Annotated in this window: 14 protein-coding genes and 3 pseudogenes; all 17 read right to left on the bottom strand. The window is 70.4% G+C overall.

The annotated features are described in order from the left end of the window. Nucleotides 1-152: 152 nt before the first annotated feature. Complete coding sequence (locus FB563_RS21645; RefSeq protein WP_055703574.1) at nt 153-1,298, bottom strand: hypothetical protein; 1,146 nt, start codon at nt 1,296-1,298, stop codon at nt 153-155. Between the two features lie 79 nt (nt 1,299-1,377). Next, nucleotides 1,378-2,925, bottom strand: a pseudogene (locus tag FB563_RS21640) (alkaline phosphatase D family protein). A gap of 282 nt (nt 2,926-3,207) precedes the next feature. Beyond that, nucleotides 3,208-4,656: a GTPase ObgE gene (obgE, locus tag FB563_RS21635; protein ID WP_055703573.1), complete on the bottom strand. Its 1,449-nt coding sequence runs from the start codon at nt 4,654-4,656 to the stop codon at nt 3,208-3,210. Between the two features lie 126 nt (nt 4,657-4,782). After that, nucleotides 4,783-5,037, bottom strand: coding sequence for a 50S ribosomal protein L27 (gene rpmA, locus FB563_RS21630; protein WP_055703572.1), 255 nt, complete (start codon nt 5,035-5,037; stop codon nt 4,783-4,785). 14 nt (nt 5,038-5,051) lie between these two features. Beyond that, nucleotides 5,052-5,372: a 50S ribosomal protein L21 gene (gene rplU / locus FB563_RS21625; RefSeq protein ID WP_028422127.1), complete on the bottom strand. Its 321-nt coding sequence runs from the start codon at nt 5,370-5,372 to the stop codon at nt 5,052-5,054. 230 nt (nt 5,373-5,602) lie between these two features. Next, nucleotides 5,603-10,009 (bottom strand): Rne/Rng family ribonuclease, encoded by a 4,407-nt coding sequence (locus FB563_RS21620; RefSeq protein WP_199832687.1) that lies wholly within the window; start codon nt 10,007-10,009, stop codon nt 5,603-5,605. Nucleotides 10,010-10,271: 262 nt separating this feature from the next. After that, the gene (locus tag FB563_RS21615; RefSeq protein WP_055703571.1) at nt 10,272-11,048 is read right to left on the bottom strand and encodes a TIGR03936 family radical SAM-associated protein; all 777 of its coding nucleotides are present in this window, start codon (nt 11,046-11,048) and stop codon (nt 10,272-10,274) included. Nucleotides 11,049-11,094: 46 nt separating this feature from the next. Then, a complete protein-coding gene (locus FB563_RS21610; RefSeq protein ID WP_055703586.1) occupies nt 11,095-12,207 on the bottom strand; it encodes a hypothetical protein in 1,113 nt (370 codons plus the stop codon). 65 nt (nt 12,208-12,272) lie between these two features. Beyond that, a pseudogene (locus FB563_RS21605) lies at nt 12,273-12,887 on the bottom strand (PP2C family protein-serine/threonine phosphatase); the annotation flags it as partial. 123 nt (nt 12,888-13,010) lie between these two features. Beyond that, a complete protein-coding gene (locus tag FB563_RS21600) occupies nt 13,011-13,415 on the bottom strand; it encodes a hypothetical protein (protein WP_055703569.1) in 405 nt (134 codons plus the stop codon). 494 nt (nt 13,416-13,909) lie between these two features. Further along, nucleotides 13,910-14,704 carry an SDR family NAD(P)-dependent oxidoreductase gene (locus FB563_RS21595; RefSeq protein WP_055703568.1) on the bottom strand — a complete coding sequence of 265 codons (795 nt, stop codon included), beginning with the start codon at nt 14,702-14,704 and terminating at the stop codon, nt 13,910-13,912. 287 nt (nt 14,705-14,991) lie between these two features. After that, a pseudogene (locus tag FB563_RS44120) lies at nt 14,992-15,138 on the bottom strand (aminoglycoside phosphotransferase family protein); the annotation flags it as partial. 486 nt (nt 15,139-15,624) lie between these two features. After that, on the bottom strand, nt 15,625-16,671 hold the full coding sequence (locus FB563_RS21580) for a threonine/serine exporter family protein (RefSeq protein ID WP_055703567.1): 1,047 nt from the start codon (nt 16,669-16,671) through the stop codon (nt 15,625-15,627). Nucleotides 16,672-16,734: 63 nt separating this feature from the next. Then, nucleotides 16,735-17,031: a hypothetical protein gene (locus FB563_RS21575; protein WP_142218844.1), complete on the bottom strand. Its 297-nt coding sequence runs from the start codon at nt 17,029-17,031 to the stop codon at nt 16,735-16,737. Between the two features lie 190 nt (nt 17,032-17,221). After that, nucleotides 17,222-17,794 carry an NADPH-dependent FMN reductase gene (locus FB563_RS21570; RefSeq protein WP_055703566.1) on the bottom strand — a complete coding sequence of 191 codons (573 nt, stop codon included), beginning with the start codon at nt 17,792-17,794 and terminating at the stop codon, nt 17,222-17,224. 268 nt (nt 17,795-18,062) lie between these two features. Further along, nucleotides 18,063-19,343 carry an amidohydrolase gene (locus FB563_RS21565; RefSeq protein ID WP_055703565.1) on the bottom strand — a complete coding sequence of 427 codons (1,281 nt, stop codon included), beginning with the start codon at nt 19,341-19,343 and terminating at the stop codon, nt 18,063-18,065. 52 nt (nt 19,344-19,395) lie between these two features. Beyond that, on the bottom strand, nt 19,396-20,037 hold the full coding sequence (locus FB563_RS21560; RefSeq protein WP_234357544.1) for a trimeric intracellular cation channel family protein: 642 nt from the start codon (nt 20,035-20,037) through the stop codon (nt 19,396-19,398). Nucleotides 20,038-20,653: the final 616 nt, after the last annotated feature.

Below are 20,653 nucleotides of genomic sequence, written 5' to 3'. Positions count from 1 at the left end.
GGGAGTGCAAGGTGAGCGACACCCCATGCATATCTGAGCGCAACCTGTCATTCACCTTGCACTGCCGGTGATTGGCCCTCGCGTAGCGCGAACCCCCGTGAATTTGCTGTGAGTAAGTGCACAAGTCCGTCACGATGACGAACGGCCCCGGTTCAGCGCCGCCCGAGACGCTTCAGGCAGCGGTGCCCGAGCACCCGCACGAGTTCCTTCGACGACGCCTGATGCACGCTGCGGACGCAGGCCTGCCCGGCCGCCGCGGCGAGCGCTCCGTACAGCGCCCGGGCCGCGACTTCCGGGGCGAGAAGGGGCTCGTCGGACCCCGGTTCCGGCTGCTCGGGAACGGCGGACAGCAGGGCCGGATCACCGAGGACCCGCACCCCCGGCCCGGCGATCCGCTCCGCCGATTCGGCACCGCTCGCACACGCCGCCTCCACCGCCCAGCGCGGGGTCACGATCTTCACGTCTCCGGGCATGGGCGGGCACGCGTTCTTCATATGCAGCACGGCGCCGCCGCGGACCAGACGGGAATACAGCTCGTCCGGCAGTCCATTACCGCGGAATTCGACATTAAGATTCCGCAGCATTTCGGTCTCGGCGAGGGTAAGAGAGCGATTAGCGGCGTCCGGAACGGGCCTCAGGAGATTCTCCGGCAGCCCGAGCAGCGCCTCGAAGTCGCGCAGCAGACCGCCGCGGTCCCGGTCGTCCACCACGACCACGGTGACCCGCTCGGGACCTACGGCCCGCGCCCAGCGCTCGACCAGCAGGTGGTGCCGGTGCCGGTGCCAGAAGCTCGGATTCGGCTTGTCGTACGGCGGCTTGCGGAGCGTGTGCTCCAGCCAGTCCGCATAACCCATGCGCAGCCCGTTCTGCACGTACTGCTGCCACTGCGAGGGCATGATCTTCACCAGGGGACGCAGCGTGACCAGCACCCGCACGCGGTCGCCGCCGAGCTGCTCCACGATCCGGGCGATGGTCTCGTCGTCGGGAGCGTCGGCGAAGAACTCGCTGCTGATCACCGAGGTGCGCGCGCCGGTGGCCGCCACCTGGTCCAGCAGCCTTCGCCAGTGCCGGTCGGTGGGCACGGTGTCGCCCATCATCGCGGGCCGGGCGCAGGCGGCGAGGGCGGCTTCCATGGGATGCCGGGTGGGCGCGGGGAACGCGACGCCGTACTCCGGCATGCGGTCCCTGGCCTCGAAGAGGGCGCCCTGGACGGCGGTGGTGCCGGTCTTGTGCGGGCCGATGTGCAGCAGGCGGGTGCCCGGAAACAGGGGTACGGGGGTCGTACGGGCCGTCTCCATGGTCAGAGGACGGTAAGAGCCTCCCTGAGGCGAGGCTGAGAGGAGCCTGGGACCGCGATGAGTCCCGGGCTCGCGCGGCTCACCTGACCCGTACCCCGGGCTCGTCGGCCGCCACCCGCAGCCGGGCCAGCGTGCTCGCCGTGGCCTCGGGCCGCAGGACGGTGTCGACGACGCGGACCTGGGCGTCGATGCAGTCGCGGCGGACGTCGAAGAGGTGGTAGCCGCGGTGGGCGTCGATCAGCTTCCAGTGCGGGTTGTCCGCCTTCAGCGGGTCCCACTGGGCGTGGAAGGCGGCCTGGTCCTAGTCGCCGTTGCTGGAGATGGACGTGCCGACGAACTCGGCGCCGACGACGTCCGAGCCGGGGTCGGCGAAGTCCTCCTTGAGGTCGCTGATCACCGTCAGGTGCCGGTCGCCGCTGAGCACGACCGGGTTGCGGATGCCGGCGAACTCCTTCAGCAGGGCGTTGCGTTCGGCCTGGTAGCCGTCCCAGGCGTCGTAGTACCAGAGCTTGCCGTCGCCGGGCAGCAGATCGGTCTCGGCCATCATGATCTGCGAGGCGATCAGGTTCCAGCGGGCCGGGGAGTCGTGCAGCCCGTCCAGCAGCCACTGTTTCTGCCCGGCGCCGAGCATGGTCGCCGACGGCGCCTCGGCGCCCTCCTGCGTGGTCGCCCGGGCGGTGCGGAACTGCCGGGTGTCCAGGACGTTCAGCCGCGCCAGCCGGCCGAACTCCAGCCGGCGGTACATCCGGATGTGCGGACCCGTGGGGATGGCGGAGGCGCGCACCGGCATGTGCTCGTAGTACGCCTGGAAGGCCGCCGTCAGCCGGGCCGTGAACGCGTCGTGCGACTGCTTGTCCGGGTCCTGCGGGACCTCGCCGGCCCAGTCGTTGTCGACCTCGTGGTCGTCGAAGGTGACCACCCAGGGCGCGTTCGCGTGCATCGCGGCGAGGTCGGGGTCGGTCCTGTACTGGGCGTACCGGTTGCGGTACTGCTCCAGGGTGTACGGCTCGTCGCCGCCCTCGTGCCGGCGCACGGCGGTCGCGGAGGGCCCGGACTCGTAGATGTAGTCGCCGACGAAGAGGACGACGTCGGGATCCTGGGCGAGCATGTCGGCGTACGGCGTGAAGTACCCCTGCTGCCAGTTCTGGCAGGAGGCGAGGGCGACACGCAGCGAGCCCCCGCTCCGCTGCGGGTGCGGCGCGGTGCGGGTACGGCCGGTGGGCGAGAGGCGGCCGCCGGCCCGGAAGCGGTACCAGTAGGGGCGGTCCGGGCGCAGCCCGCGCACATCCACGTGGACGCTGTGGCCGAGTTCGGGCCGGGCCTGCGCGGTGCCCCGGCGGACCGTCCGGTGGAACCGCTCGTCCTCGGCCAGTTCCCACTCCACGGGGACGATCGCGTCGGGCATGCCCCCGCCGTTCAGCGGGTCGGGCGCGAGTCTGGTCCACAGCACGAAGCCGTCGGGCAGGGGGTCGCCGGAGGTGAGGCCGAGGCTGAACACCTCCTCGGGGAGCGGCGTTTCGGCGGCGCGGGCCGTGCTCGGCAGCCACAGCTGGGCGGAGGCCGCGGCGCCCAGCACCGCGGCCCCGGCGGTGAGAAGGCGGCGGCGGGCGGGCGGTGGTGCGGTCATGCGCTGACTCCCTTGCCACGGTGGCCTCTTCGGACATGGGGCAACCTTTACCGCCGGGCGGTCAGCACGCTGAACGCATCCCATCGCGGGCATGGCAAGTGAGCAGACAACAGAAGACCGTCGCGGCACGGGGAAATCTCCGGGAAACTCCGGAAATCCCTCGTACCGCAACGGGACGAAGGGCCGGTTACCGGCCGAAGGCGTGTGAGGACGAGGCCGTCCAGGCCGAAGCGGGGACCTGGGGGCGGCAGCCCCCAGGCGGCGACGACGGCAGACCGATCCCTACTCGAAGGGGTCGAACTCGTCGTACTCCCGGAGGGCCTCGTCCCGCTCCGCCTGCTTGTCCCGGCGGCGCTGCGCCGCAGGCCGCTGCGCGTCGAAGCGGTGGTCCTCACCGCGGCGGCCCAGCATCTCCGCGCCGGCCATGACCGTCGGCTCCCAGTCGAAGACGACCGCGTTCTCCTCGGGACCGATGGCGACGCCGTCGCCGGACCGGGCGCCCGCCTTCATCAGCTGCTCCTCGACACCGAGGCGGTTGAGCCGGTCGGCGAGGTAGCCGACGGCCTCGTCGTTGTTGAAGTCGGTCTGGCGGACCCAGCGCTCGGGCTTCTCGCCGCGCACCCGGAACAGCGGCTCGCCGCCGACCTCCTCGCGGGTGACGGTGAAGCCGGCGTCGTCCACGGCCTGGGGCCGGATGACGATCCGGGTCGCCTCCTCCTTCGGCTTCGCGGCGCGCGCCCTGGCGACCAGATCGCCCAGCGCGTACGACAGCTCCTTCAGCCCGATGTGGGCGACGGCCGACACCTCGAAGACGCGGTAGCCGCGGGCCTCCAGGTCGGGCCGGACCATCTCGGCGAGGTCCTTGCCGTCGGGCACGTCGACCTTGTTCAGGACGACGATCCGGGGCCGGTTGTCCAGGCCGCCGTACTCCCGCAGCTCGGCCTCGATGATGTCGAGGTCGGAGACCGGGTCGCGGTCGGACTCCAGGGTCGCGGTGTCCAGCACGTGCACCAGCACGCTGCACCGCTCCACGTGGCGCAGGAACTCCAGGCCCAGGCCCTTGCCCTGGCTGGCGCCCGGGATCAGACCCGGCACGTCGGCGATGGTGTAGACGGTGGAGCCGGCGGTGACGACACCGAGGTTCGGGACGAGCGTGGTGAACGGATAGTCCGCGATCTTCGGCTTCGCCGCGCTGAGCACGGAGATCAGCGAGGACTTGCCGGCGCTCGGATAGCCGACCAGCGCCACGTCGGCGACGGTCTTCAGCTCCAGGACGATGTCGTGCAGGTCCCCGGGCTCGCCGAGCAGCGCGAAGCCGGGCGCCTTGCGCCGGGCGGAGGCCAGCGCCGCGTTGCCGAGGCCGCCGCGGCCGCCCTGCGCGGCGATGTACGACGTGCCGTGGCCGACCAGGTCGGCGAGCACGTTGCCCGCCTTGTCCAGCACGACCGTGCCGTCCGGCACCGGCAGGATCAGGTCCTGGCCGTCCTTGCCGGAGCGGTTGCCGCCCTCGCCGGGCTTGCCGTTGGTGGCCTTGCGGTGCGGGGAGTGGTGGTAGTCGAGCAACGTGGTGACGGACTGGTCGACGGTCAGGATGACGTCACCGCCCCGCCCGCCGTTGCCGCCGTCGGGGCCACCGAGCGGCTTGAACTTCTCACGGTGGACGGAGGCACAGCCGTGGCCTCCGTTACCCGCGGCGACATGCAGTTCGACGCGGTCCACGAAGGTGGTCATGGTTCAGTGCCTCCAGAAAATCATGGGTATTGCCTATGTCAACACGCGAAAGGCGGACCCGCCTTCCCGACCGGGAAGTGAGGTCCGCCTCGCGAAACGTTCGGTCTGAGCCCTGTATCAGGCGACTCAGGCGACCGGAACGACGTTCACGACCTTGCGGCCGCGGTGGGTACCGAACTCCACCGCACCGGCCTGCAGGGCGAACAGCGTGTCGTCGCCGCCACGGCCGACACCGGCGCCGGGGTGGAAGTGGGTGCCGCGCTGGCGGACCAGGATCTCACCCGCGTTGACGACCTGACCGCCGAAGCGCTTCACGCCGAGCCGCTGGGCGTTGGAGTCGCGACCGTTCCGGGTGGACGATGCGCCCTTCTTGTGTGCCATTTCTCCTCAGTCCCTTACTTCGCAGCCGTGGGGATCGACGTGACCTTGATCGCCGTGTACTGCTGGCGGTGGCCCTGCCGACGGCGGTAGCCGGTCTTGTTCTTGTAGCGCAGAATGTCGATCTTCTGGCCCTTGTGGTGGTCCACGACCTCGGCCTGGACCTTGATGCCGGCCAGCACCCACGGGTCGCTGGTCACGGAGTCGCCGTCGACAACGAGCAGGGTCGAGAGCTCGACCGTGTCGCCAACCTTGGCGGTGGAAATCTTGTCAACCTCAACGATGTCGCCGACAGCAACCTTGTGCTGGCGACCACCGCTGCGCACGATGGCGTACACGCGGATCTCTCTTTCGCTCGAAGAAACGGCACCCCCGCAGGCCAGCCGCCCAGAAACACCATGGACGACCTCTCCCGGCCCGCCATGCGTCCGGGAGGAAGAGGTTTACGGGGATGTGGCGTGTCAGTGGACACGCCGACGGTCAAGGTTACGGGGCCACGACCTGGGGGGTCAAACCGGGCCCGCCGGGTGTGGGGCCGGTCACGCCGACCGGCCCCACACCACGGGCGTCAGCCCTCGTCGGTGGCGTCTCCGGCAGCGGAGACCGTGGTGGTCTTCTTCGCCGTCGACTTCGCGGCGGCCGTCTTGGCCGCCTTCTTGGCCGTGGTCTTCTTGGCGGCCGTCTTCTTGGCCGCGGTCTTCTTCGCCACGGTCTTCTTGGCGGCGGCCTTCTTCGCCGTGGCCTTCTTGGCGGTCTTGCGGGCCGCCTTCTTGGCCGGTGCGGTCACCTCGGCCACCTCCTCGGCGGTGACGTCGCCGGCCGGGGCCTCCTCCCCCGCGGCCGACGGGACGACCACGACGGCGGCCTCCTCGGACGCGGTCGGCGCACCGACCTTGCGCACGGCACGACGGCGCGGACGGGCCGGGGCGGCGCTCTCGGCGGACTCGGGCGCCGCCTCGACGGCGACCGGAGCCGGAGCCGGGGCCTCTACGGCAGGAGCCTCGGGCGCGGTCTCGGGCACCGTCACCACGGCCGCCTCCGCACCCGCCGGGGAACCGGCCGGCGCGGACACCTTCCGGGTCGCACGGCGGCGCGTACGGCCCTTGGGCGCGGCCTCCTCGGCCGCCTCGGCCTGCGGCGCCGGGACCACCTGGTCCTCGACGGCCGAAGGCTCGGCCAGGGCCTCGGCGGCCGGCTCCGGACGCACCGGGCGCGCCGCCGCCTCCTCGGCGGTGACGTCCTGCGCGGTCGGCGCCTCGGCGGCCACGGCGGCCTCGGTCTTCAGCGCCTGCGCGACCCGTTCGCGACGGGCCTCCGCCTTCGGCGCGCCCGCCGGAGCCGAAGCCCGGCGGCTCGCCCGGCGCCGCGTACGGCCACGGGTGGCCGCCGCCTCCGCCTCGGCGACGCTGCTGTACAGCTCCTCGTCCGGCGCGAACTCGGGAGCGGGGAGCGCGACGGGCTCGGCGGCCTCGGCGGCCACCTCGACGGCGGTCTCCACCTCGGGCTCGACGGCCTCACCGGTCTCCACGGCCACCGCGGCGGTCTCGTGCACGTGCTCCTGGGCGTCGGCACCACGGCCGCGCTTCTTGCGCTTGCCGCCACCGCCGCCGGCGGACACCGGCTGCTCCATGTGCACGATGACACCGCGGCCGTTGCAGTGGACGCAGGTCTCCGAGAACGACTCCAGCAGACCCTGGCCGACCCGCTTGCGGGTCATCTGCACCAGGCCCAGCGAGGTCACCTCGGCCACCTGGTGCTTCGTACGGTCGCGGCCCAGGCACTCCAGCAGGCGGCGCAGCACCAGGTCGCGGTTGGACTCCAGGACCATGTCGATGAAGTCGATCACGATGATGCCGCCGAGGTCGCGCAGCCGCAGCTGGCGCACGATCTCCTCGGCCGCCTCCAGGTTGTTCCTGGTGACCGTCTCCTCCAGGTTTCCGCCCTGGCCGGTGAACTTGCCGGTGTTGACGTCGATGACGACCATCGCCTCGGTCCGGTCGATCACCAGCGAACCGCCGCTCGGCAGCCAGACCTTGCGGTCCAGCGCCTTGGCGAGCTGCTCGTCGATCCGGTAGGTGGCGAAGACGTCGACCTCGGACGTCCACTTCGACAGCCGGGCGGCGAGGTCCGGCGCGACGTGCGAGACGTATCCGTGGATCGTCTCCCAGGCGTCGTCACCGCTGACGATGACCTTGGAGAAGTCCTCGTTGAAGATGTCGCGGACGACCCGGACGGTCATGTCCGGCTCGCCGTACAGCAGCGTCGGCGCGTTGCCGTTCTTCGACTTCTTCTGGATGTCCTCCCACTGCGCCTGCAGCCGCTCGACGTCCCGGCGCAGCTCGTCCTCGCTCGCGCCCTCGGCGGCGGTGCGCACGATGACGCCCGCGTCCTCGGGGACGATCTTCTTGAGGATGGTCTTCAGCCGGGCCCGCTCGGTGTCGGGCAGCTTGCGGCTGATGCCGGTCATCGAGCCCTCGGGGACGTACACGAGGTAGCGGCCCGGGAGGGAGACCTGGCTGGTCAGACGGGCACCCTTGTGCCCGATCGGGTCCTTCGTGACCTGCACGAGGACCGACTGGCCGGACTTCAGGGCGGACTCGATGCGGCGCGGGCCGTTGGCCATGCCCAGCGCCTCGAAGTTGACCTCACCGGCGTACAGCACCGCGTTGCGGCCCTTGCCGATGTCGATGAAGGCGGCCTCCATCGACGGCAGCACGTTCTGCACCTTGCCCAGGTAGACGTTGCCGACGTACGAGGTCGACTGCTCCTTGTTGACGTAGTGCTCGACGAGCACGCCGTCCTCCAGGACGCCGATCTGCGTGCGCTCGCCGTGCTGGCGCACGACCATCACGCGCTCGACGGCCTCACGGCGGGCCAGGAACTCGGCCTCGGTGATGATCGGAACGCGTCGGCGGCCCTGCTCACGGCCCTCGCGGCGGCGCTGCTTCTTGGCCTCCAGACGGGTCGAGCCCTTGATGGACTGCACCTCGTCGGACGGCTCGGCGGGCTTGCGCGGCTCGCGGACCTTGACGACCGTGCGCTCCGGGTCGCCCTCGCCGGGCTCGGTGTCGACCGTGGTGTCACCGGCCCGGCGACGACGGCGACGGCGACGGCGGCTGCCGGCGCTGGAGCCGCCGGCCTCCTCGTGGGCCTCCTCGGCGTCCTCTTCCTCCTGCTCGGCGGTGTCCTCGGCGTCCTGCGCGGCCTGTTCGGCGGCCAGCTCCTCGGCCTCGGCCTCCGCGCCCTCGCCCTCGGCGGCCTCACCGCGACGGCGACGCCGGCCGCCACGACGGCGACGGCGGCGCGAGCCGGCCTCCTCGAAGCCCTCGGCGCCCTCCGTCTCCTCGGCCTCCTCCGCCTCCTCGGCCTCCTCCGCCTCCTCGGTCTCCTCGCCCTCGGCGACGGCCTCGGCAGGCTCCTCTTCCTCGGCGGCGGCCTCGACGGCGCGCGTCTCCTCCGCGGCCGCACCCCGGCGGCGGCGACGGCGGCGCGCACCGGCCTCGGCGCGCTCCTCCGCGTACTCCTCGGGCTCCTCCGCCTCGGCGGACCCGGCCGCGGCCTCGGCGGCGGCGCGCTCCGGGGTCTGGAACCTCGGCTCGGTGAACACCGGCGCCTGGAAGACGGCGACGGCCGGGCGGGCGGGCCGGCGCCGGGCCTCGGCCTCGGCCTCGGGCTCCTCGCTCTCGGCGGCCGGCGCGGGCCGCGTGGGCTGGGCCGGCTCGGAGAACCCGAACACCGGACGCACGGCCCGGCGGCGGGTACGACGCGGGGCGGCCTCCTCGACGGGGGCCTCCTCGGCGGGGGTCTGCGGTGCCTGGGCGGCGGGGGCGGGCTGCCCGGCCTCGGCGGCGGCGACCGGCTCCGCCGGGGTCTCGGCGGCAGCGGGCTCAGCGGCCGTCGGCGCACCGGCGGGCGCGGCGGCACGGCGGGTGGCCCGGCGGCGGGTGCGACGCGGAGTGGCCTCCTCGGCGGCACCACTGACCTCGGCGGCGGCGACCTCGGCGGCCGGAGTCTCGGCAGCGGCGGCCGGAGCCTCGGCGGACTCGGTGGCGGCCGGGGCCGCAGCGGCAGCCTGCTCGGAGGCCTTCGGCGCACCGGCGGGCGCTGCCGCGCGACGGGTCGCGCGGCGGCGCGGACGGGCGGCGGGGGCGGCCTCTTCCACGGCGGGCTGCTCCCCGGCCTTCTCGGGTTCGGCGGCAGCGGACGCGGCGGTGGCCGGGACCACGGTCTCGACGCTCTCGGCGGATGCCGGTGCCCCGGCGGGCGCGGACGCGCGACGCGTGGCCCGACGGCGCGGACGGGCGGCGGGCGCCGCCTCTTCCGCGGGGGCTGCGCCCTCGGCGGCGGGGGCCTCCACGGCTTCCCCGCTCACAGCGGCCTCGGCGCCACCGGTGGCCTCAGCGGCAGCCGCGGCACCGGTGGGCGCGGAGACGCTGCGCGTGGCACGGCGGCGGACACGGCGCGGTGCGGCCTCCTCACCGGAGACCACCTCGCCGCCCTCGGCGACGGCGGCGGGCTCCTCGGTCCCGGCGGCCGCGGCAGGTACGACGGTCTCGACAGTCCCGGCGGCCTCGGCGGACGCCGGGGCCCCGGCAGGCGCGGACGCGCGACGCGTGGCCCGACGGCGCGGACGAGCGGCGGGCGCGGCCTCCTCGGCAGCGGAGGCAGGGGCGGCAGGGGCGACCTCTTCGGCCTCAGCGCCGGCGCTCAGCGCACCGGCCTCTTCGGCCTCAACGGCCTCGACAGCCACTTCGGCACCCTCAGCCTCGATGGCCTCAGCGGCCTCTGTGGCATCAAGGACCTCCTCGGCAGACTCCGCCGCCGGTATGGCCGGCACGGTCACCTCGGCGGGAGCCTCGGCCGCGGCCGGCGGTCCGGCCGGGCGGGAGGCGGCACGGCGACGCCTGCGCGGCGGCAGGGTGTCGCTGGGAGTGTTCAGTTCGGAACCCTCATTGGGTTCGGTCGGCTCGAGCATGCGGGCGTTTCTCCCGTCAGGCTCCCGGGCGCCGCGCCTGGTCCGGCGTCGGTCTCTGAGGACCGTCCGCCGTTGACGTCCACGGCCCGCGCGATCGCGATGGCCGCCGTCCGGGGCGCGGGCGCCGCACGGGAGCACTCTGTGTCCTGTCTCGCCGGTTCCGTACGCCTTGTCGGTACGGCCTGGCGAAAGTCTTCTGGTCGGTGCGCTGCCCGACCCAGGTGGCTCCCGAGTACGAGGGCGGCGCTTACGACGTCCGTCCCTACGCGGGACCTTCCGGCGTCGGCGCCGTCGCGGCGGCGGCCGGCTGGGCCGTCAGGGCCCCGGCTGCCTCGCGGTCGGGCGCGAGCGGGTCGGTCACCGTGCCGGTCTCTTCATCGAACAGCCCCTGCGCCAGCCTGGTCACCGCTGCGGGGACCGGCGGCGCCAGGTCGGCCACGGCGCGGAGACCGGACAGGACGTCGTCGGGTCGTACGGCAGGCGTCACGTGCCGAACAACCAGCCGCAGTATCGCACAGGGCTGGTCGCTAGGCCTATCAGCCGGTGAACCGTGCGTTTCCAGGCTCACCACGGCCGGGCGGGCGTCGAAGGTGCGGACGCCGTTCTTGGTCATCCGCTGGACCTCGACGGCCCCGGCCCGGTTGAACGCGTCGACCGCGCGCCCGGCCTCGGCCGGGTCGACCCCGTCCAGCCGCAGCTCCCAGACGGAGGCCGTCAGCCGGTCGGCGAGGCCCGAGGTCCGCGCCTCGACCGCCTCGACGACGTCGAGCCCGGGGGGCAGCGACTCGTCGAGGAGGACGCGCAGGGTCTCGGGGTCGCGCGGTGCGGTGAGCGCGATCTCCAGATACTCCGCCTCACTGCCCGTGCCGGTGGGTGCGGCATTGGCGTACGACACCTTCGGGTGCGGCGTGAACCCGGCCGAGTACGCCATGGGCACCTCGGCGCGGCGCAGCGCACGCTCGAAGGCGCGCTGGAAGTCTCGGTGGCTGGTGAACCTCAGGCGGCCGCGCTTGGTGTAGCGCAGTCGGATGCGCTGCACCGCGGGTGCGGGCGGCGGGCCTTCGGGCTGTCGCTTGCCCAGTGTCCTAGTCCTTCGTGAGTGCGGTCGTACTGCTACCAAGAGTACGTGCAGCGGGCCCCTGAGGTTCCCGCCGGTCCACCGGGTCCGGGCGGCGGGGCTCGCCGAACAGCATCCGCCCGAAGTCGGCGCGGGCCTGCCGTACCGTCTCGCGGGCGCCGGCCAGGGCCTCGCGGACGGCCCGGCCCAGCACGCGCGCGCCCTCGGCGACCGGCCGCAGGACGGCGTCCCGGACGAGGTGGCCGAGCGGGGTGAGAACGGTCCGGTACACCCGGCGCAGGGGCTCCACGAAGATCCACCGGAAGAGGGTCGCGAGCACACGGCCGACGGCCCTCGAGATCCGTCCGGCGATCCGCCAGGCGTGCCCGAGGGCCTCGCCGACCTCGCGCGCCACGAGGGCGAGGAACCGGCCGACGGGGGCGAGGACCCAGCGCCACAGCGCGAGGGCGGGCAGCACGAACAGGACGCGGAGGGTCCAGTACAGGGCGAGCCCGATGCCGGTGCCGATCACGCCGAGCAGCCACCCCAGCCCTCGTACGCACCAGGTCACGGCACGCCCGACGGGCGCGAGGACCCGGTCGTACAGCCATCGCGCGGGCACGACGAGCAGATACCGGGCCAGCCAGGCCACGGCCGTGTACAGACCCATGCCCACGGCGGCGAAGACCGCGCCGACGCACGTCAGCAGCCAGGTGACCGCGTGCCCGATCGGGGTGAGCACGCGCACGTACAGCCAGGCGAGCCCGGCGCCCACCCCGCGCGCCAGCCGGGCGACGGCGTGCCCGACGGGCGTGAGGACGTACCGGTGGCACCACACGGCCGGTACGAGGACGAGGACGGCGCCGAGCCGGGCGAGCACCCTGCCGACCGGGACCAGCACATAGCGCCACAGGCCCACCAACGGCCATACGAACAGGGCCTTTCCGGCCCACAGCAGCGCCCGGCCGAGTGGCCTGAGCACGGTGTCCCGCAGAAACCGTCCGGTGACGGCGAGGGCGTCCCACACCATCCGCACCGGCACCACCAGCACGAGTACGACGATCCGCAGGGGTACACGGATCGCGACGGTCAGACACCCTTCGGGCTGCCGGAGCCGGGGAGGCGGCGTGTGCGGTTCCATACCGGTGTGGACGCAGGCACCGCCCCGTTCGGATCCGGCCAGGTCCGGCGAATTGCCCCGCACCGTCACGGGCCGCGGCCCGCCGCCTCGGCCGGGGCAGTGGGGCGGGGTGCGGGACGCAGGGCGAGCAGGGCGATGTCGTCGGCGCTGTCGGCACCGAAGGCGACGATCAGTTCGTCGCAGAAGACGTCGAGGGGGTCCCGTGCCTGCTGGGCCGTGTGCCGGCGGAGTCGGGTCAGGCCGTCGTCGAGGGCTTCTCCTCGGCGCTCGACGAGGCCGTCGGTGAAGAGCAGCAGGGTGGAGTGCGGCAGCAACTGGTCCACGGCGGAGGTGCGGGGCAGGTCGGGATCCATGCCGATCAACGGGCCGCTGCCCGCGTCCAGATAGCGGGTGTCGCCCTCCCCGGTGGTCAGCAGGGGCGGCAGATGGCCGGCGGAGGAGTGGTGCAGGCTGCTGCCCGGGCCCTCACCGCCCCTGATCACGGCGTAGACACAGGTGGCCGTCAGGTGGGGATCGAGGGTCTGGCCGGCGAGGTCCAGGCGGCGCAGAACCTCTCCGGGCGGTTCCTCCCGGTCGACGGCGATACCGCGCAGCATGTTCCGCAGGGTGCTCATGGACACGGCGGCCTGCAGATCATGACCGGACACGTCGCCGATGACCAGCGCGGTGTCGCCGCTGGGCGCCCGCGCCAGTTGCCGGGTCAGCACATGGCACACCCGACGCAGGCCCTCGTGCGAATCGAGGGTGCCGGCCAACGCTCTGCCGGTGTCGGCGAACAGGGACAGCTCGGACCCGGCCTGATGTCAGTCCCAGGTGAACCGGTAGCGATTCCTCTCTCGGTCGAAGGTCGGGCCGATGTCGACGCCGTCGATGCCGCAGTTCTCCCTCAGGCACTCGATGACAGCCGCGGCGGCGACTTCCTCCTGGTAGTCCGTGAGCATGGGTACCTCCCAGTCCTCCACGCGCACCAATAGGGCATCGGCGCCCTCTCTCAAAGCGTCCAGTTGCCCGACCACCAGTCCGAGGCCGAACGCCATCCACTTCTCGTCCATCGCAGCGATCTGCTGCGGCGGCAGCCACCAGACGTGTGAATCGTCGATTCTGCGCCCCTCACGCGGCGGCTCGTCGATGCGCTGAACGTCGAGGGTGACGCGGGCGACGAGCCCCCACGGGCCGATACGCCGCTTGTAGAGGTACGTGAATGCCACGTGTGGTCTCTCTCCCCCGTCATGGAGTCCATCTCGGTGTCGCTGGACCCTCTCGGCCAGGCTCAAAGCTTCAACGGGGCGGCAGTCGGCGACCAGCGACTTTGCCGTCTCGGCTCCGTCTGGCGATATGCGCCGTGGCGCACCGCGATTCCCCGCCCGTTCTGGCACGAGAGTGGCACGACCCGGGAGCCGTGCCGCGGCCCCCTCGCTGCGAACTATGAGCGTGACGGTCGCTGACGGTCGCTGTGCTGGTAAAGCGTAGACTTCGGGCCGTTTCTGGTCGGGCACGGTCTTCACGGTTGCTGTACTTCGCTGCTGTACAGCACCAGCGCCTGAATGATCATGGAGTTCTCTGTGCTCAGTGAGCAGTGGAGGGTTCGTGACGGTCCTGCCATCGCGTCTGCTCGAATACCTGTAGGACCAGTTCGCGGCGCCATCTTTCGATCCCTACCGCCCGGTGCTCAGCAACCGGGTGTGCAGGCAGAGGCAAGAGATCACAATGTCTTGACCTGGCCGCCATCGATGGTGAACTCGGCTCCTGTGATGTTGCCGGCGAGCGGGGAGGCGAGGAAGAGAGCCAGATCGGCAACTTCGTGAGCTTCGGTGACTCGTCCTGTGGAGATGCCCATGCTCTGCGGCACGACTGCATCGATGGCTTCCTGCGCGGTGGTGCCGGCCTGGGCTGCCGTGGCATCGGCGAAGCCGCCCGGCGCGGTCCAGAAGGGAGTGCGAACCGGCCCCGGGGCGATCGCGTTGACCCGGACGCCTCGCGGTGCGAACTCCTCGGACAGCGACTTGGTCAGGCTGCTCAGCCCGGCCTTGGCCGCGGAGTAGTCCACGACCATGGGGAAGGGTAGACGCGCGTTGATGGAGCTGATGTTGATGATGGAACCCCCGTCCACCACCAGCAGGTGAGGAAGCGCAGCGCGGCTGGCCCGGACCGCGCTGAACAGGGTCATGTCGAAGATCCGTTGCCACTCGGCGTCGTCGATGTCCAGGAAGCTCGGACGGGGCGTCGCGGTACCCAAATTGTTGACCAGGACGTCGACCCTGCCGTACTGGTCCACCGCGTGTCGGACGAGCGCGCCCGGTCCGTCTGCGGTGGACAAGTCGACCGGGACTGCGGTGACGCCGTACTTCTCGTGGAGCCCTTTGAGCTCGGGAGTAATGCTCCGGCTGCCGACGGTGACGTGTGCGCTTTCACGCGCGAACGCATCGGCGATGGCGAGGCCGATGCCCTTGCTCGCTCCGGTGACGACGGCGACCCTGTCCTTGAGCTGGAGGTCCATGGCGGTCCTTTTCCGGGTTGGTCACCCCCTATATCGAGGGTAGGCAGAACCGGCGCCGCCGGCTCAGGCGGGCAGTTGGTCCCAGCCTCGTGTGAAGCTGCGGAGATCAGTCACCGGCTCGCGAAGCACGAGGTTGGAAGATCGCGTATGCGGATGGACGCTGACCTTGGCAAGACGGTGACCTGCGTGTCTGTGGGCGACTTGCCGACGTTCCCCGTTGTTCCCCGCTGGTCGCCGTCCGATCGGGCACGCAGGGGGCACGTGCGCTGTGCTCCCAACCCTGGCTAGGCCAGGCGAAACAGTGCGTTCTCTCCCAGACGGATCAGCTCCGCGCCTCTGTCGTTGAGCCCCGCAGTCCGGCACGCGGCACGCATCACCCGCGTAGCCCTCGCGGACGTGAACCCTTCTTCCGATCGAGCAGCGTCAAGCGCCATGCCCGTACCAGCTCCCCTAGTCGCGCGCGATCAACCAGCGCACGCCTGCGGGTGACCAACCCGGCGCGCACCGGACACGACCATGACGGTACCCAGTGGATGGCGGTCTCAGCGAGAGGAGGGGCCATCAGCCTGGGAGGCCGAGGTGATCTACGGGTGGTTGATCGGCTGACCTGGGCCGGGAGCGGTGACGGCGTCCGATCGCCTGTCGGGTTGATGCCCGCTGTTTCCTGTGGTTCCCCGCACGATCTGGCACGGATCTGGCACCTCTACTCCCTACGGACAGCAGAGGCGAAGTCGCTAGCATCCTCCACGTCGAGGGGGGAGCTATGGCACTGGGACGTAAGGGCGCACGGGGCATCGTTGTCGACGGCATGGCCTATCGCTGGCGGCTGCGACACAGGCCGACCTATTTCCAGGGCCTGACCTGGTCGCCATGCAGGTTCGCGGTCGAGCATGCGGACATCCTGGGAACGACGCTCGTGGTCACCACCGGACGCTTTCGCGCCCCTCCAGTCGGCTATTGGCTGCGGCGGCCAGCAGCATGGCAGCGACGAATGTGCCGCCGGTCTCCCGAATCAGCTTGGTGAACAGTGACTGCGCCCCAACGGTGGCGTAAACCAGCACGAGGAGAGTCCCGAAGAAGCGGTGCGGAATTGCGAAGGCCAGGACCGTGCCGCCGGTGAAGGCGATCCCGCCCAGGATCAGTGCCCACTTGGGTAGGTCGGCTCTGGCGGCGGTGTCGAAGAGGGCGTTGAGGGGAGTTCCGGTGACAAATATGCCCATCAGAACGCCAAGGTAGAGCTGGACGAGCAGGAATATGGAGTAGACGAGCCGGATCGCGCCGGTGGTGATGAGGCCGACGGCCAGCTCGGTGGTCGATGCGCTCAGGAAGTCACCGGGCACGAAGTAGAACAGCGCCGGGAGCATCAACAGGACCGGGCCGCCGTGTGCCGGATCGCCGGCAAACACTTCAATGGTGACGACGGAGACGACGGCCGAGACCACCAGGGGGAGAATTTTGGACAGTCGCGGCGCATGGTCGGCGGCGACCACGAGTGCCGCGGCGATCACGCCCAGGACGGCTGTGGTGGTGATCTCGTACCAGGTGGGCTGGACCAGCGGGGCGAAGCCCAGGGAGAACAGCAGAACGCCGAGGAACTTAAGCCACCAGGGGTACGGCGGCGGTGCCGCTTCGATGCATGCCAGCCTGCGGCTGGCTTCGGCTACCCCGAGCTGGCCCGTCTTTACGTCGGCCAGGAAGGGCTTGAGTGCCGCGGCTTGATCGAGCCGGAACACCTCCGGGAAGCCGTGCACACAGACCGTGCGCATCCCGCCGTCGGCCGCGACGATCGAGAGCACGGCCGCTTCGGGCACGAGGACTACGGACGCCTGGCCTCCGAAGGCCTGAGCGCTGGTGCCCACAGCTCGCTCGATGGAGTAGGCGCCCTCACCGGAAGAACGCAGCAGCAAGGCGGTGAGGCGGGCCAGAAAGGCGGTCAGATCGTCCAGGCCGGCGGCCGCAGGCCCCATGTCCGCCTCCTTTGCCAGCGCCGGGAACACCAGGGTGCAGGGCGCGAAAGGCGTCGTAGTCCCTTACGGCTTCAATCGATAGTTCGGGGGAAAGAATTGCACTGCCCATCGGCGGAAGTGGAAAATTTCGCTGCCTCCGTGTGATCGGAGGATCTCCACCGTCTGCCTGGCCTGGTCCTTGCCGCGCACCGGGACGAAGATCAGCCATTTATCCTGGCTTAAGGCAGCAGAATGGGCCGCGAGCGTTTCACTTTCGTAGCCCCCGTGCTGCAGCCAGCGCGTGAAGCGGCCGAGAAGCCCGTGAGAGGTTCCCTTGCTGTCCAGAAGTCGCTGCCCTTCCGGCCCCTTCAGCACGTTCACGTCAGACAGGTTGATTCCAGCTTGTTTCAAGTGATCACAGGTAGCCGCATACCGTTCTTCGTTATCCAGAACGGCAGCTACACGTTTCATGGGATACAGGTAGAATCGCTCTTCGTTGGTCCTTGGCCGACCCACATTAACCCCTTCGTGTTGCCTCTTACCGATCGTAACGAACTCAAATCTGCACGCCTCAGGGCTTTCGCGGGAGCACCGTGAGAACCCGGACAACATGATCCCGGAATTCCTCCATGAAGTCTCGGAGGAAACGTTCGGTATGCTCGTCGACAACTTCGCCGTTGCTGGTGAAAACATCGGGCTTGAATCTGACATAGGCCTCCGGCGCATTCATTTGCGGCGAGTCACAGAAGCTAAGGACACCGCGCAGACTCTGCTGAGCGAGGGCAGTACCGAGGGCACCCGGGGACGCCCCGATCACAGCCGAGGGTTTATGCGCGAATGAGTTGCTCCCCCAGGGGCGACTGGCCCAGTCGATGGCGTTTTTAAGGGCGCCCGGAATGGATCGGTTGTACTCAGGGGTCACAAATAGGAGGGCGTCAGCGGAGGCGATGGCATCCTTGAGCGCCTTACCCTCGGCAGGATAGTCGCTATCATAGTCGTAACTATAGAGGGGAAGATCCTTAATCGGAATCTCAAAGAACTCCAAATCAGCCGGGGCCAGGCGGATCAGAGCCTTCGAGAGCGTCCGATTGATGGAGTGAGTCGCCAGACTTCCCACGAAGTAGCCGACCCGGTACGTGGTCATCGGTTCCTCGATTCAATGCGCGTATTACGTTCTTTCGTATCGCCCGCTCGGGCGGGCAGAGAGTTGTGCAACGAACGAAACCATGGTCGGGAGCGGAGTGCGTGCTGACAGGTCCATCCAGGTGACTGCGTGCGTCCCCCGCGGCCCGCCCGCATTCTCGGCGCCGAGACAGTGGGCGCCGCGAACACAACCGTGCAAGCTGCGCGGGCGCCGCCGAGGCGGTCGATTGCTGCTGTGTTGCGGCATCAGAGGCGAGCCGGCCGGAAGCTCATCCACTCTTGCAAGTCGGTTTCCCGAGGCGGGTGAGTGCGGCTGTGACCAGGGCCTGGACGCCCGTGTCCAGTGTGGGCTGCAGGACCGGCGCGAAGCGGGGGCTGTGGTTGACCGGGATGTCCTGGGCCACGGTGCCGCGTTGCAAAGCGGCCCGGTAGGAGTCCGGATCGACGCCGCCCAGGGCCCAGTAGGTATACGGGGTGCCGAAGGCATCCGGAATCCGGCTGAAGTCCTCGCTGGCGCTCTGCAGCTCGACAGTGACCGCGCGCTCCCCGAACATCGCGGCGAAAGCGGCGGAGACCTCGCGGGTCACCACGTCGTCGTTGACGGTCGGCGGAAAGCGGGTGCCCTCCTCGATCTGCGGCGCGCGAGTCGCCCCGGAGGCGTCACACTCGGCATGGACGATGCGCCGCACGGCTGCCAGGACGGCCCGCCGGGTCTCGTCGTCGTATGTGCGCACGTTCACCAGCAGTTCGGCCGACTCCGGGATCACGTTGCCGCTCGAGCCCGCCTGGACGGAGCCCACCGTGACCACTACCGGCTGGGTGGCGGCCAACTCACGCGAGACGATCGTCTGGAGTCGCACGACGATCATCGCGGCAATCACCACCGGGTCGATGGCGGCCTGCGGTGCCGAGCCGTGAGCGCCCCGGCCATGGACAGTGATCTTCACATTGTCCGCCGCGGAGAGAAAGGATCCCACGCGGGTGCCGACCTGCCCGGCCGGATATGGCAGCACGTGCTGGGCGTAGCCGACGTCAGGGCGAGGAATACAGTCGGTCAGCCCGTCGGCGAGCATCCGGTCAGCACCGTCCCCCGGCTCCTCGGCAGGCTGGAACAACGCGACCAGCGTGCCCTGCCACGCTCCCGGCGCGGCAGCCATGAGCCGCGCGGCCCCCAACAGACAGGCGACATGTATGTCGTGACCGCAGGCATGCGCCACGGGCACCGGCCGACCGGAAGCGTCCATGGCTTCAGCCGTGCTGGCGTAATGCAGACCGGTCTCCTCAAGGACCGGCAGAGCGTCCATGTCGGCTCGCAGCAATACGGTCGGGCCCTCCCCGTTGGCCAGCACACCGATCACACCGGTGCCGCCGATCCCCTCGTGCACCTGGTAGCCGCAGTTTCTCAGGCGTGCCGCCACCCGGGCCGCGGTGTGGTGCTCCTGGTGTCCCAGCTCGGGGTGGGCATGCAGGTCCTTGTAGACCTCTTCGAGCTCGGAACGGATGTCACCGAGCCCGGCCAGGACAGCATCCGCGGTGTCCTTGAGCGTCATGGCCGTGCACTCCTTCCTCCCTCTCGGTGGGTGATCGCAGCGCCCGTTCACCTCAGGGATCCCGGTCCTTGGACGACCCCGGCCGCCAGTCGCGGCTGCCTGGCAGCTTCCAGCCCCAGGTGGACGCGGCCAGCCGCAGCGAGATACCGACCGTGATTCCGGCGAGGACGCCTGCGGTGGGCGCGCCGAGCCGGCTGCAGAGGACCATCACCCCGCTCACCACGATCGCGACGGTCGCGTACAACGGGGTGCCGCCGAAGATGGAAGGGGTCCGCGCGAGCAGCAGGTCCCGGATCGCCCCGCCGCCGACCGCTGTGATGGTGCCCAGCAGCACGGCAGGCAGCCAGCCCAGGCCGACAGCGAGGGTCTTCTGCGCCCCGGCGACCGCCCAGACGCTCAGCGCCGCGGCATCCAGGAAATTAAAGGCCCAACCGGACGTGTGGCGGCTCAGATCGGCTACGAAAGCCAGCAGGGTGCCTGCAGTGGCTACCGTGAGATAGGTGTAGTCGGTCAAGGCCACGGGCGTGCCGTGCTGCAACAGGGTGTCGCGGAGGATTCCGCCGCCCAGGCCGGAGACGATGCCGATGACCAGGAAGCCGAACAGATCCAGACGACTCGCCCGGGCCAGCACCCCGCCGAGCGTGCCGTTGGCGAACACCCCGCTCAGGTCCAGCGCCCGGGTCAGCTCGGTCACGCTTTCAGGCGACAGCGACCGGACCACAGACACCAGCGTCTCCCTTCACGCTTCGGCCATCGAAGCAGCCAAAGGCGCTACGTGCCCGCCGGGCATGGCATGCGAGGCAACTTCTCCAACCACTGGCCAGCCGGACTGCGACTGTGGGCGTCCGCTCGCAGGTCAGGTGCCGTATGGGTGGGGAGATCGATTGAGCAGAGGTGGGATCACCCCCGAGCAGGGGGTGACCGGTTTCAACTAGCGGCCATCATTTCCGCACCAGGCACCCCGGACGGCCCAACAGACCGAGTGAGCTTCCAGCAGGCCCCTCAAACGAGTGCATCCGCACCAACTACGGACTGACCGTGCACGGCGGCATGCCGGTCACGTTCGAGGACCGCCCCGGTGTCATCGCCGAAGACGAGGATGACCGCCTGCGAGTTCTCCTCGACGGGTATCCCGTCTCCTGCTTGGCTCCTCGGCTTTGCCGAGCTTGGCCAGCTTCAGCAACCCGCCCACGAGACCTCCAGCGCGCAGTTGCCGGGCAGCCCGGCGGAGGTTCGCGGAGCCACGCAGTCACGCACAAGCTGGTACGGACCTCAAACCCACTCAACTTCGGAAAAGATGTGCGGCGAAG

The organism is Streptomyces puniciscabiei (genome assembly GCF_006715785.1).
In the GTDB taxonomy this organism is placed as follows: domain Bacteria; phylum Actinomycetota; class Actinomycetes; order Streptomycetales; family Streptomycetaceae; genus Streptomyces; species Streptomyces puniciscabiei.
This window is presented reverse-complemented; position numbering and strand designations above follow the sequence as displayed.